Origin of the sequence: Pantoea sp. EKM10T (genome assembly GCF_011800685.1) — a bacterium.
GTDB classification, from domain to species: domain Bacteria; phylum Pseudomonadota; class Gammaproteobacteria; order Enterobacterales; family Enterobacteriaceae; genus Pantoea; species Pantoea agglomerans.
The window spans coordinates 1-13,008 of the sequence record NZ_JAALEU010000005.1 but is presented as its reverse complement, the minus strand read 5'-3'; the positions used below and the strand labels follow the sequence as shown (position 1 = coordinate 13,008).

General features: G+C 55.8%; 8 protein-coding genes. 4 read left to right on the top strand and 4 right to left on the bottom strand.

Annotation, left to right across the window (positions count from 1 at the left end):
• Positions 1-6 precede the first annotated feature (6 nt).
• A complete protein-coding gene (gene wbaP / locus HFD95_RS10785) occupies positions 7-1,440 on the bottom strand; it encodes an undecaprenyl-phosphate galactose phosphotransferase WbaP (RefSeq protein WP_022625020.1) in 1,434 nt (477 codons plus the stop codon).
• A gap of 795 nt (positions 1,441-2,235) precedes the next feature.
• On the opposite strand from wbaP, the gene HFD95_RS10780 reads away from it, so the two are divergent.
• A complete protein-coding gene (locus HFD95_RS10780) occupies positions 2,236-3,807 on the top strand; it encodes a TerC family protein (protein ID WP_010248151.1) in 1,572 nt (523 codons plus the stop codon).
• A 30-nt stretch (positions 3,808-3,837) separates the two neighbouring features.
• On the opposite strand, the gene asmA is transcribed toward HFD95_RS10780, so the two are convergent.
• The 3 genes from asmA to udk all read right to left on the bottom strand — a co-directional run bounded on the left by asmA (position 3,838) and on the right by udk (position 6,978).
• A complete protein-coding gene (gene asmA / locus HFD95_RS10775; RefSeq protein WP_167430217.1) occupies positions 3,838-5,661 on the bottom strand; it encodes an outer membrane assembly protein AsmA in 1,824 nt (607 codons plus the stop codon).
• Positions 5,662-5,673: 12 nt separating this feature from the next.
• A complete protein-coding gene (gene dcd, locus HFD95_RS10770) occupies positions 5,674-6,255 on the bottom strand; it encodes a dCTP deaminase (RefSeq protein WP_004571280.1) in 582 nt (193 codons plus the stop codon).
• A gap of 81 nt (positions 6,256-6,336) precedes the next feature.
• Positions 6,337-6,978, bottom strand: a complete 642-nt coding sequence (udk, locus tag HFD95_RS10765) for a uridine kinase (protein ID WP_010670982.1) — start codon at positions 6,976-6,978, stop codon at positions 6,337-6,339.
• 283 nt (positions 6,979-7,261) lie between these two features.
• Between udk and HFD95_RS10760 the strand changes: the two genes are divergently transcribed.
• The 3 genes from HFD95_RS10760 to yegD all read left to right on the top strand — a co-directional run bounded on the left by HFD95_RS10760 (position 7,262) and on the right by yegD (position 12,803).
• Positions 7,262-7,876 carry a phosphatase PAP2 family protein gene (locus HFD95_RS10760; RefSeq protein ID WP_010248160.1) on the top strand — a complete coding sequence of 205 codons (615 nt, stop codon included), beginning with the start codon at positions 7,262-7,264 and terminating at the stop codon, positions 7,874-7,876.
• A gap of 163 nt (positions 7,877-8,039) precedes the next feature.
• The gene (locus tag HFD95_RS10755) at positions 8,040-11,375 is read left to right on the top strand and encodes a diguanylate cyclase (protein ID WP_167430216.1); all 3,336 of its coding nucleotides are present in this window, start codon (positions 8,040-8,042) and stop codon (positions 11,373-11,375) included.
• A 75-nt stretch (positions 11,376-11,450) separates the two neighbouring features.
• On the top strand, positions 11,451-12,803 hold the full coding sequence (yegD, locus tag HFD95_RS10750) for a molecular chaperone (protein ID WP_033788265.1): 1,353 nt from the start codon (positions 11,451-11,453) through the stop codon (positions 12,801-12,803).
• Positions 12,804-13,008: the final 205 nt, after the last annotated feature.

The window sequence follows — 13,008 nt, the reverse complement described above, 5'->3', positions numbered from 1 at the left end:
TCACGATTAATAGGCACCATCGCGTTTCAACACCACGCCCACTGTCTTAAACAGAATCGCGATGTCGTTCCACAGTGACCAGTTTTTCACGTACCACGAGTCGAAATAGACGCGGGTTTCATAGTCAACATCATTACGACCGCTGACCTGCCACAATCCCGTCATGCCTGGCTTTGCCATCAGGTAATAATCAACATCGCCGGCATAACGACAGAGTTCATCTTCAATGACCGGACGCGGTCCGACCAGACTCATATCACCGCGCACCACGTTCCAGAGCTGAGGGAGCTCATCGAGGCTTGTTTTACGGATGAAGTGGCCCACTTTAGTAATACGTGGATCATTTTTGAGTTTAAAATCTTTATCCCATTCCGCACGGGCAATCGGATCAGTGCGCAGCACCTCTTCCAGCACTTCTTTTGAATTAATGACCATCGAGCGGAATTTCAGGCATTTGAATTTACGGCCATTCATTCCCACACGCTCGTGACCATAAATCGGTGGTCCACCGTCACGACCCACCAGGAAGCCCAGTACCAGCAGCGCTGGCATCAGCATCAGGATAATCGAGAGCGCACCCACGATATCGAATGCCCGCTTCAGGAAGCGCGACGTGCGTTTAGCCAGGTTGTTCTGAACCCGCAGGATCATCACTTCATGGCTGAAGATATAGGCCATGTCGGTACCGTAGAGCGGTACACCACGCAGGGTTGGGATCACTGACACTGAACGGCAGTTGTGCATCGCCAGCGATTTAAGCCAGACATCACGGTACTGACTCTGCTCATACTCAACCGCAACGATAAACTGCGTTTCGCTGTTGGTGAGGCTCCAGAGCTCCTGCTCGTCGCGCAGCACCGGCACGCCGTTCATGATCTCCTGCGGACAGGTTCCATCAACGTCATAGAAGGCGATAACGTCAAAACCCATGACCTCTTCGCTTTGCAGCGCCTGCCAGGCTTCGTGCGCATTTTTGCTGCTGCCGATAATAATGGTCTGTTTTTTCCACAAGCCATTTTTATTCAGCAGACGTTTAGAAAGCGCGCGGCAGGTCGGAATTAAAATCAGCGCCAGGATCCAGGTCAGTAACCAGACGAAACGCGACATCTGCCACTGCGACAGGGCGGTAATCGACAGGTCGATAACAGAAAATATAAGAATGGTACGAAAAACTTCTTTTAATTCGAACCAGAAAGGTTTGCGGTAAGTGTAGTGACGCAGCCTTACCCAGAACCAGCCAATACAAATTACCGACAGACAAATGTGTGTGGCAATTTTTAAATTCATTTCTTTTTCAGAAATATCTGCCAGCGGCGAATCTGACTGCAAATTAATTAGCATCATCGCCAAAAATAACGCTGCGTTGAAACAAATTAAGTCTGAACATGCCAGCATTAATTTGGTAATAAGACTTTTAAACGTAAATTCTGTATCGCGCATATTTAACTCTTTATTTTATTTCCTTAAACCCGCAACGGCTATCGCCTGTTTAATCATTAAGCGACGAAACCTCTCCAGAGTGAGCCGTTTCTAAGGGGAGCTCCTGCGGCGTTTACGCCAATGATCTTAACCATGAAACCAATAATATCGTGATGAATACCAACAGATTACTCTGACTTAACCACCGCCAGCGCTGCTCACTTTATCAACAAAAACGCGATTCGGGCACGCTACCGCCCTTGGCTGTCGCTGCCAATATCGCTGTCATCATTCATAATGCTCCCCGTAATGTGTTAGCGTTACCGCAACGCATCATACAGACGTTCACAGGCGAATTACTCATTCGTAACATTGCGATTAATGTCGAATAGGTACGCAGATTACGACTCTGGGGCAGAGTTTGCTAACTTGTTGCTATACTAGTTATTACTGGCTTGTTTACAAGCAGGTCCCGCCATCCCTGGACTATTTTAGGAAAAAGACTACCAGCAATTAGTATTGAGGCCTGACGGGCAGTGCAATCCTTTCTTCACAATTCGGATTAATGCCATACTCCCGATGAGATAAATCGCATAAGCCCGGCAGGTGAATATCTCTTTCCTGTCAGCCAATGACTAAGAATTATCTCTACTGCGCCCTGTGAAGTTAATCAAAGCGTCACACTATTATGTTCATATTTTGCACGATATAGCGCGGTTATCTCAGAACATGCCCCCTGCCCTGCCATTTGTACGTGGCTTCGCACTCCACTATCATCAGAGAAAACTCAATTTAAGACATTCAGGTGAACAACGCATGCTGGAGGTAATTGCAGATCCCTCGCTATGGGCGGGATTAGTAACGCTAATCGTTCTGGAACTGGTTTTAGGCATCGACAATCTGATCTTCATCGCCATCCTGGTGGAGAAGCTTCCAGGGCCGCTTCGCGACCGCGCGCGCGTGATTGGACTGCTGCTGGCGTTATTGTGCCGATTATTGCTGCTGGCATCGCTTTCGTGGCTTGTTACGCTGAAAGAACCCTGGATTACGCTTATGGGCCACCCCTTCAGTGCGCGCGATTTACTGTTGCTGACAGGCGGGATTTTCCTGCTATTTAAAGCCACCACAGAGTTGAATGAGCGTCTTGAAGGGGATGATGAGGCGTCCGGTCAACAAAAAGGCGGCGCTAAATTCTGGCCGGTGGTGGCGCAAATCGTGGTGCTGGATGCCATCTTCTCGCTGGATGCGGTGATTACTGCCGTCGGCATGGTTAATGACTTACCGGTCATGATGATTGCGGTCACCATCGCCATTCTGCTGATGCTGCTCGCCAGCAAGCCGTTAACCCGCTTCGTGAACAACCATCCGACGATTGTGATCCTCTGCTTAAGCTTTCTGCTGATGATCGGCTTCAGCCTGGTGGCGGAAGGCTTTGGCTTTGTGATTCCCAAAGGCTACCTCTATGCGGCAATCGGCTTCTCGGTGGTCATTGAGGCACTGAACCAGCTGGCGCACTTTAATCGTCGTCGGGTGCTGTCGGCCGGTCGTCCGCTACGCCAGCGCACGGCGGAAGCGGTGTTACGGCTGCTGCGCGGCGCGGCAGAACCGGCGGAGCTGGATGCGAAAACTTCGTCACTGATTGCTGACAGCGATGACAGCATGCTGTTTAACCGGCAGGAACGGGTGATGATTGCCCGCGTACTGGGCATGGGTCAGCGCCACATTAACAGCATCATGACCTCGCGCCACGACGTCGAACATATCGATCTCAGTGATGATCCGGCAGAGATTATGTCGCGCCTCGACCGCAATCAGCACACGCGAATACTGATCACAGATCACTCCAGCGAACCGCTGGGCGTGGTTCACGTTATCGATCTGCTGCACCAGTCACTGCACCACAATTCCCTCGATTTACGCGCCCTGATTCGACAGCCGCTGGTCTTTCCTGAGCGGCTGACGGTGCTGCAGGCGCTGGAACAGTTTCGTCAGGCCCATACTCACTTTGCCTTTGTGGTTGATGAGTTTGGTTCGGTTGAAGGCGTGGTGACGCTGAGCGATGTAATGGAGACCATCGCCGGCAATCTGCCGAATGAGGCGGGTGAAATCGATGCTCGCTACGATATTCAGATTCAGGATGAAGGTCACTGGATTGCTAACGGTCATATGCCGCTGGAAGATCTGGCGCTCTATGTGAAATTGCCGCTCGATGAGCAGGGTGACTATCATACGCTGGCGGGATTACTGATGGATAAGCTGCAACACATCCCTCAGGAAGGCGAAGTGTTGCAACTGGGTGACTATCTGCTGCGAACGCTGCAGGTCGAAAATCATCGGGTGCAGAAAGTCGAGATCCTGCTGCAGCCCGATATCAGTTACGAGGTCTGAGTGGTTAGCTGGCAGAATGGAATGCGCCCGCTACGGGCGCATGATTTTCTTCAGGTTCTCTTTGTTCTCGCCCTCTTTCTGGCGATCGATCCACTGATTCAGCCGTGATTTCGCCTCACTCTGCAGCCGGTTACGCAGAACGTCATCCACCGGCAGAGAGTATTGCAGGCTGTCCCAGCGACCATACATGCGCAGCGGAACCGACTGACTGGAGAGCGCCTTCACCAGCGCATCATCGCCACGCCAGCCGCTGATTTTCAGCCCCAGGGTCATATCCAGCTGTTGCTGCACCATGTCAACTTTGCCCGCACCCTGCAGGCCCAGATTCTGGCCGTTGCCATTGATATCGCTGAAGCTGAGTACGCCCTTATTCAGCGCCGCCTGTGCGCTAATCGACTCAATCCCCTCATCCACCGCCTGATCGCTGCTGACCTTATCGCTGACCCGCGCCACGGCACGCTGCACCATCTGCTGCAGATTCAGCTCTGCCAGCTTCAGGTTGCTGGCGCTGATGGTCGCCCTGCCCTGCCAGCGACGTTTGGCTGCTTCGACCGTCAGCGTATCGCCCGACAGCTCGCCATCCAGACTCAGGTTCCCCTGCACACTTTCCGGCAGTTCAAACGCTTTAAGCAGCGGCTGAATCGCAATTAACCGGAGTTGGGGTTTAAGGCTGACCCGCGTCTCTGGCTGGCGGATATCGATACTGCCGGGAATTGAGAAGCTGCCATTGCCCAGCTTGCCGCTGAGCGTCTTCAGCGTCATCACTCCCTGCTGATTGCTGGCGTTCACCGAAAGACTGGTCAGAGAGAGTCCGCGCCATACCGCATTGTCAGCCTGTAACTTCAGCGCCAGATCCAGGTCATTCAGAGGAGAGTCGGCGTTGCTGCGTTCCCGCGGCGCAGCAATCACCGGCGAACGGGCTACGGTGGCGTGCTGCACGCCAGGTGCGTCAGAGACGGGCGCACTGGTGAGTAAATTATCTACGTTAAGGTTGCTGGCTTTCAGATCCAGCGCCAGCTGCTGCGGTGGCGCAATATGGCCACTGCCCTGCCCGGTCAGGGTGCTGTCATTGGCGGTGAGCTGCAGATTACTGAAGGAGAGCTGCTGGCTGTCGCCATCCCACTCGCCCTGCAGGCTCAGCGAGCCTTTGATCCCCTGTGCCGGAATATCGGCGCCGGACAAGGTGTAATCAAGCTGCTGCAACTGGCCGCTGAGGCGATGGGGATATTGCGCGGCATCCAGCTGGCCTTTGAGATTCAGTGTGGCGTTGCGCTGGTTGCGCATCAGCGTGGTGCTCAGCGACAGGGTCGCCAGCTTGTTCGCGTCCTGTTCCATATTAATGTTGAGGTCGCGGAAATTATACTCGTCGCCGCCTGGCTGCTGCCAGATCAACAGACTGTCTGCTACCTGCAGTTTAGCGATATCGAATGACCAGCCGCTGGAAGGCGAAGCCGGCTCCGCATCACGCGGACCCTGGGGCGCATTTCTGGCACGCTGCGCGCGGCTATCTGGCGTCACCCGCACTATCGCATTTTTCAGCATCACCTGGCTGACGCTGAGCTGATGGGATAACAGTGGCCAGAGATCTACATCCAGCCGCATGTTTTCCGCCGAGACCATCGGCTGGCTGGCACCCGGCGCGGTCAGGCTCATCCGGCCGGCCAGAATGCTGAGCTGAGGCCAGACGTGCCAGCGCAGATCGCTGCTGACCTCAAGGCGATAACCACTGCGTTGTTCGACCTGCTGCACCATATAGGCACGAAAGTCGTTGGGATTGACCAGCAGCACCAGCGCGCTCATTCCCGTTACGACCACCACTAATAGGATGGCCAGCGTGGTTATCACTCTTTTCATTACATCCTCAGATCAGTCTTTGTCGATACGGCTGGCATCAGCGCCCTGCTGACCGCGATATTTCGCATCTTCACGCCGGTTGTAGGGACGCGCAGCCGGGCCTGAAAGCGGTTCAAAACTCAGCGCGCCGATCAACATGCCGGGACGCAGAGCCAGCGGCAGTTTACCTGAATTGTAGAACTCCAGCACGATACGGCCCTGCCAGCCAGGATCGATGCGGTGAGCCGTAACGTGTACCATTAACCCAAGTCGCGCCAGCGATGAACGGCCATCCAGCCAGCCGACCAGATCGTCAGGCAGCGTCACGGACTCCAGCGTCACCGCCAGCGCCAGCTCTCCCGGATGGAGGAAAAAGGCTTCGCCATCAGGCAACACGATCTCATCGCTCATGACCCGATCCAGTGCCGCGCTCACTTCCTGTTTCGGGCCGCTCAGATCGATAAAGGCCGCGGTATGACCGCTGAAGGTGCGGAACTGATTACCCAGACGCACATCGACGGTGGCCCCGTTAATGCGCTCGACCGGCGGCCGTGGCTCAATGGCCAGTTTGCCATTGTCCAGCCAGGCTTCAATATCGCGATCGCATAATCTCATTGCGGTAACTCCATGGCATTAGTGTAGCAAACCGGCATGCGTGCCTGCCGCCGGTCTGCATCACGTCCGGACGGACGTGCGTTATTCAAAAAACTGGTTGATTTTCGCCTTGAGGATATCGATGGCGATACGGTTTTTTCCGCCGCGCGGCACAATGATATCGGCGTACTGTTTTGATGGCTCGATAAACTGCAGGAACATCGGACGCACGGTCTTCTGATACTGACTCATTACCGAATCCATTGAGCGGCCACGCTCATTGACGTCACGTTTCATACGACGCATCAGACAGATGTCGAGCGGCGTGTCCACGAAGATAGAGAAGTTGAGTTCCTGGCGCAGACGGGCATCGGTTAACAGCAGAATGCCTTCAAGGATGATGACCTTTTTTGCGCTCAGATGATGCGTTTGCTGGGTGCGGGTGTGCTCAACGTAGCTGTAGACCGGCAGCTCAATATCCTGACCGGCTTTGACCGCCTGCAGATGCTGCAACAGCAAATCATGATCCATCGCACTCGGATGGTCATAATTGGTTTTAACCCTCTCTTCCATGGTGAGGTGACTTTGATCTTTGTAATAAGCATCTTCCGGGATGACCCCGATGTGCTCGCCACCTACCTGATCACGGATTTCACGATAGAGCGTGCTGGCAATTAAACTTTTACCGGATGCGGAAGCGCCGGCAATGCCTACAATCACGCACTGATGAGACTTGTCAGTCATACTTTTTTAAGACCTGATAACTGGAGCCTGCCACTGGTCACACATTACGCGGGCAGCGGACGGGCCGAAATGGAGAGGGTGTGTTCGCGCTAAGTATAGGGATTTCGGCCTTTTGATGCCAGAGAAATGGCGTCGGCGACTTTTCAGACTTTCTCCTTTGGACGCCACTCATTTCACCGATAAACTAGCGGCACACCATACTATAAAAAAAATGGCCTGCGCGGCGCGCTGTTCAGACAACGCGTGTCGCTAACGTGACGACCGAAGATGCATCAGGAGTGGTATGCACTGGAAGACTTTGACCTATTTTGGCGACAGCATGCTGTTGATTCCAACAGCGGTGATTATTGCGCTGATTTTGCCGTGGAAGAGTGATAATCGTCATACGGTCTTTTACTGGATTGTGGCATTTGGCCTGGCTGGCCTGACCGTCAGCATCTCTAAAATTCTGTTTCTGGGGTTTGGCATCGGCAGCGCCCGCTTTAATTTTACCGGTTTCAGCGGTCATAGTGCCATGTCCGCCACGCTGTGGCCGGTCATGCTGTGGCTGATTTCCGGGCGCTGGTCCGCGATGTGGCGCATTGCGGCGATTGGGGTTGGCTATCTGATTCCCCTGATGGTCGGTTTCTCCCGCCTGGTCATCCACGCACACTCAAAAAGTGAGGTGGTCACCGGGCTGCTGCTGGGCTTCACGCTGAGCACGGCGTTTCTGATCTCCCAGCGTCGCACCTCGCTCAAAGGCTTCAGCTGGCCGCAGGTCGGTGCTGCGCTGTTAGTGCCGTTTGTATTGATGAGTCACGGTCGTGTCGCCACCACGCAGCAGTTCCTGGAGCGTTTCGCCGCCAGCCTTGCGGGCATGGAGAAACCCTATACCCGCGCCGATCTTTTCCGCCAGTAATCAACGTGCTGGCAATCAATCTTAGCGTGCCCGTCAATTCGCCGAATAACGGGCAATATTGATTTCACCCCTTTTTTCTTTGCCGGATGTGCTAGCATGCAGTGAGAGAATGACTGGTGCCTGATACGCCATTGTGGAGCGCTGCACCCTGCCGGAAGTCCGCATGACGATAGAGATCCTGTCCCCGCAAAATAGCACGCCAAACCGCTGGCTCTCGGCGCTGCTCCTTGGCTGCGTGGTGTTTGTCCTGACACTCTTCTGTCTGGAACTGATCGTCGTCAGCGGCAAAATCTCCCCGCTCTGGTTTCCGACTACGTTAATGACCGTCGTGGTTTTCCGCTGCCCGTCACGCCAGCTCCCGCTGCTGCTGACAGCCTGCGTGCTTGGCACCGCCGGGGCTAACGCCATCATCATCGGGCCTGCCCTCTCGAACATTAAATTCGCCCTGCTCAATCTTATCCAGGCCGGTGTGGGTGGCATGCTGCTGCGCGCCCTGCTGGATCGGCGCGCGCCGCTGGATTCACTGCATGACTGGGCACGGATGGTACTGTCGGTGGGCATCGTGACGCCGGTGCTCGGCGGCCTGCTGGCACTCTGGACGCTACAGGTCAGCGGCCACGCCTCGTTTCCCTTCTTTTATACCTGGGTGATCTCCGAAATCATCGGCATGCTGGTGTTAGGCCCGATGCTGTTACTTCTGCCGTGGCCGCTGCGTCGCACGGGGTTCAGCAATCTGCGCCTGGCCGAAGCTCTGCTGACGCTTCTTCTCACCCTCGGGGCCAGTTATCTGGCGCTGCGCTTTTTGCCGTGGCCCTTTACCTTTATCGTGGTGATCCTCTTCTGGTGCGCGGTCCGCCTGCCCAAGCTGCAGGCGTTCGTGCTGTTCTTCCTGAACGCCAGTTTTATCTCGATACTACTCGCCTTTGATCTGGTCAGCGTGGTGAACAACAACAGCGCGCTGGGCCCGGTCTCCAGCTGGCTGCCGTTCCTGCTGGTGCTAATCCCCAGTCACATTATGTCGCTGGTGATGGATGCGTTCCGGCGCGAAAAGCTCCATATCACTGACAGTGAAACCCGCTTCCGTCACGCAATGGAGTACTCCGCCATTGGGATGGCGCTGGTGGCGCCCCACGGCATCTGGTTGCAGGTCAACCGCTCGCTGTGCCAGATCCTGGGCTACCCGGCTGAGGAGCTGAAGCGGCTGACTTTTCAGCAGATCACCCATCCCGACGATCTCAGCCTCGATTTGCAACATGCGAACCGACTGCTGGCGGGTGAGATTGATACCTACACCTTTGAGAAGCGCTATTTCCGCAAAGATGGCGAGATTGTCTGGGCGCGGCTGACGGTATCGCTGGTGCGCGATGGTAACCAGGAACCGCTCTACTTTATTGCGCAGATTATCGATATCTCTGAGCTGAAGCAGAGCGAGCAGGTGAATCGCCGGCTGATGGAGCGTATTACGCTGGCCAACGAAGCGGGTGGCATTGGCGTATGGGAGTGGAACCTGCTGACCGGCGAGATGTTATGGGACAAGCGCATGTACGCGCTGTTTGGTCTTGCCCCGCATGAGTCACCCAGCTATGACCTCTGGATCCATCTGCTGCATCCCGCCGATCGCGAGTATGCCGCACTGACGGTGCAACAGGCGATTGAGCTTCGCAGCGCGTTTCACATGGAGTACCGCGTGGTCGATGACCAGGGACATCGCTGGGTGCGCACTCAGGCCAACCGGCTGCTAAGCAAAGAGGGGCGCATTGAGCGCATGCTGGGCATCTGTCAGGACATCACGCCGCTACGCAATCTTAATGAGGCGCTGTTTCAGGAGAAAGAGCGCATGGCGATCACCCTGGATTCCATCGGCGAAGCGGTCATCAGCACCGATAAAGAGATGCGCGTTGCCTTTATGAATCCGGTGGCGGAGAAAATGAGTGGCTGGTCGCAGGAGCAGGCCGCCGGTCAGCCGCTGAGTGAGCTGCTGCATATCACGCAGGGACGTAACGGCCCTGAGGTAGAGAGTTTGCTGTTATGCCAGCTGCCGCCGGAAAAAGTCACCCCCGGTCTCGCTGAAGATCTGGTGCTGCATACCCCGGACGGCGGTCATATCGATATTCACTACAGCATCACGCCGCTGCGTTCGGAAGCGGGTCTGGAACAGGGGGCGGTGATGGTCATTCAGGATGTGAGTGAGTCACGCAAACTGATGAAGCGCCTGAGCTACAGCGCGCTGCATGACACCCTGACCCGTCTGCCTAACCGCGCCAGCTTCGAACTTCAGCTTAAGCGTCTGCTGTTTGATGCCGCTGAACATCAGCATCAGCATGTGCTGGTGTTTATCGACCTTGATAAGTTTAAAGCGGTCAATGACAGCGCCGGGCATGCTGCAGGCGATGCGTTACTGCGCGAACTCTCCGATCTGATGCAGCACCCTCTGCGCAGCAGCGATTTCCTTGCGCGACTGGGCGGTGATGAGTTTGCACTACTGATGCCCGATTGCGATATCGGACAGGCTCATGATGTGGTGCAGCGCATTGTCGCCGCGGTAAATGATTACCGGTTCCAGTGGCTGGGACGACTCTATCAGGTCGGCGCCAGCGCGGGCGTGACGCAGATTTCAGCAGAAAACTGTCAGAGCAGCGACGTGCTTTCGCAGGCGGACATCGCCTGTTACAACGCCAAACGCAGCGGGCGCGGACGGCTGGTGGTCTACGAACAGCATAGCTTACCGCTGTCGGGCAACCATCAGGGCATGGATGCGGCGATGATTGATGCGCTGCAGATCGAACTGCCCGCCTGGGCCGTTGCGCCGCCAAAAACGCCGCAGGCCGCCTTTATCTGGCTGCTTGAGGTGCAGCTGTTAACCGCTGACGGATTGCTGCTGGATGAGACACTGCTGCGCAATAACCTGCCTGATGAAACGCTGCGTCGCCGGCTGGATAATAATATTCTTGAGGCTTTTTTTCGCCACGACGTGCAGCGGCTCAATAACAAAGGCATTCCGGTGATTCTGCCGCTTAATGCCCAGGTGCTGAGTGATGCCGCCTTTGTGCAGCAACTCTGTCAGCGCTTTGTCGCCGCCGGTCTCTCCAGCAGCGGCTGTGGTTTTGCTTTCCCTGCCGCCAGCGTGCTGAGCCAGGGCGATCAGCTCTATGCCGCGCTGCTGCAACTGCGGCAGTGCGGCTGCCGCATCGTATTGCAGCATTTTGGCCGTAATCTGGATGCCTTCAATCTGCTGAGTGACGAGGTGGTCGATTATCTGGTGCTGGCGCCTGAACTGGTTGCCAACGTTCACAATAATCTGATGGATGAGATGCTGCTGACCATCATTCAGGGCCAGGCAACACAACGCAATATCTCGGTGCTGGCCGGTCCGGTTTCGGTACCGGCCCTGCTCAGCACCCTGGCTAACCTTGATGTTAATGGCGTCTGGGGCAGTGCCGTGGCGGAGCGCCAGCCGTTGCGTTCACTGGCTGAAGATCACATCTTCGCTATTCGTTAATTCCGGCGCTGCCCGCTTGCCACCCTGCTGAAGCTGCGCTAAAGTCGCCCCCTTTTTTCCGGCATGGGGGCGAAAATGTTCATAGGATTTGATTACGGCACGGCTAACTGCTCTATTGCAGTCAGCGAAAATGGCACGCCACGTCTGTTAACGCTGGAAAATGATCAGCGCCTGCTGCCGTCGATGATCTGTGCGCCCACCCGCGAGTCGATCAGCGAATGGCTCTATCGTCATCATCAGGTCGCGACACCTGACAGCGAAACCACGGCGCTGCTGCAGCGCGCGCTGCGATATAACCGCGAAGAAGATATCGATGTCCAGCCCAATAGCGTGCAGTTTGGCCTCACCGCGCTGCAGCATTATATGGTCGATCCCGAAGATGTCTGGTTCGTTAAATCCCCCAAATCGTTCCTCGGTGCTACTGGCCTGAAGCCACAGCAGATTGCCCTGTTTGAAGATCTGGTCTGCGCCATGATGCTGCACATCCGCAAGCAGGGTGAAAGCCAGCTTGATCAGGTTATCGATCAGGCGGTGATCGGACGCCCGGTCAACTTCCAGGGTTTAGGCAGTGAAGAGTCTAACCAGCAGGCTGAAGGTATTCTGCTGCGCGCCGCTCACCGCGCCGGTTTCCGCGACGTAGAGTTTCAGTTCGAACCGGTGGCGGCCGGACTCGATTTCGAAGCCACGCTGCAGCAGGAGACGCGGGTACTGGTGGTGGATATTGGCGGTGGTACTACCGACTGCTCAATGTTGCTGATGGGGCCGAAGTGGCGTGATAAAGCTGACCGCCGTGAAAGCCTGCTGGGCCACAGCGGTTGCCGTGTCGGCGGTAACGACCTGGACATCATGCTGACGTTTAAGACCCTGATGCCGCTACTCGGTCTGGGCGGTAACACCCAGAAAGGCACCGCCCTGCCTGCCCTGCCGTGGTGGAATGCGATCGCCATCAATGATGTGCCGGCACAAAGTGACTTTTACAGTCCCGCCTGCGGAAAGTGGCTGCGGGATTTAGTGCGTGATGCGGAACAGGGTGACGTAGTGGCTCGCCTGCTGAAAGTGTGGCAGCAGAAGCTCAGTTATCGCCTGGTACGCGCAGCGGAAGAGAGCAAGATTGCGCTGTCAGCCAGCCCGGCGCATACCGCTTCCCTGGACTTTATTGCCGCCGCATTAGAGACAGAGATTGGCGTGGATCAGCTGCAGGACGCCATCAGTCAGCCGCTGGAGAAAATTCTGGAACAGGTGCAGCTGGCATTGGCCACCAGCCAGATTAAGCCTGATGTGATTTACCTGACCGGCGGCAGTGCGCGTTCGCCGTTGCTGCGCGCGGCGCTGCAGCAGACACTGCCGGATACACCGATTGCGGGCGGCGATGATTTCGCCTCCGTCACCGCAGGGCTGGCCCGCTGGGCGGAAGTGATGTTCCGCTAGGCTTGCACTGCAATAACAAAAACGGCACCTGAGGGTGTAATGCCAGTCAGTTAAGCGACAGGTGATAACGCAGTCTGGTGCCGGGCCTGCTCTGAAACTTCAGTGTGTATTGTTAAAAAGGGCACGAGAGTGGAGGCCTGAGCGCCTCTGCTGCTGAAAGGGCTATCCGCAGCGCTGAGGCGTGACGCCGGGCCAGAAGTCCACG

What these genes read in the sequence shown, in the direction of transcription:
- wbaP (WP_022625020.1), bottom strand. Translation starts at nt 1,440, where the DNA reads ATGCGCGATACAGAATTTACGTTTAAAAGTCTTATTACCAAATTAATG.
- HFD95_RS10780 (WP_010248151.1), top strand. Translation starts at nt 2,236, where the DNA reads ATGCTGGAGGTAATTGCAGATCCCTCGCTATGGGCGGGATTAGTAACG.
- asmA (WP_167430217.1), bottom strand. Translation starts at nt 5,661, where the DNA reads ATGAAAAGAGTGATAACCACGCTGGCCATCCTATTAGTGGTGGTCGTA.
- dcd (WP_004571280.1), bottom strand. Translation starts at nt 6,255, where the DNA reads ATGAGATTATGCGATCGCGATATTGAAGCCTGGCTGGACAATGGCAAA.
- udk (WP_010670982.1), bottom strand. Translation starts at nt 6,978, where the DNA reads ATGACTGACAAGTCTCATCAGTGCGTGATTGTAGGCATTGCCGGCGCT.
- HFD95_RS10760 (WP_010248160.1), top strand. Translation starts at nt 7,262, where the DNA reads ATGCACTGGAAGACTTTGACCTATTTTGGCGACAGCATGCTGTTGATT.
- HFD95_RS10755 (WP_167430216.1), top strand. Translation starts at nt 8,040, where the DNA reads ATGACGATAGAGATCCTGTCCCCGCAAAATAGCACGCCAAACCGCTGG.
- yegD (WP_033788265.1), top strand. Translation starts at nt 11,451, where the DNA reads ATGTTCATAGGATTTGATTACGGCACGGCTAACTGCTCTATTGCAGTC.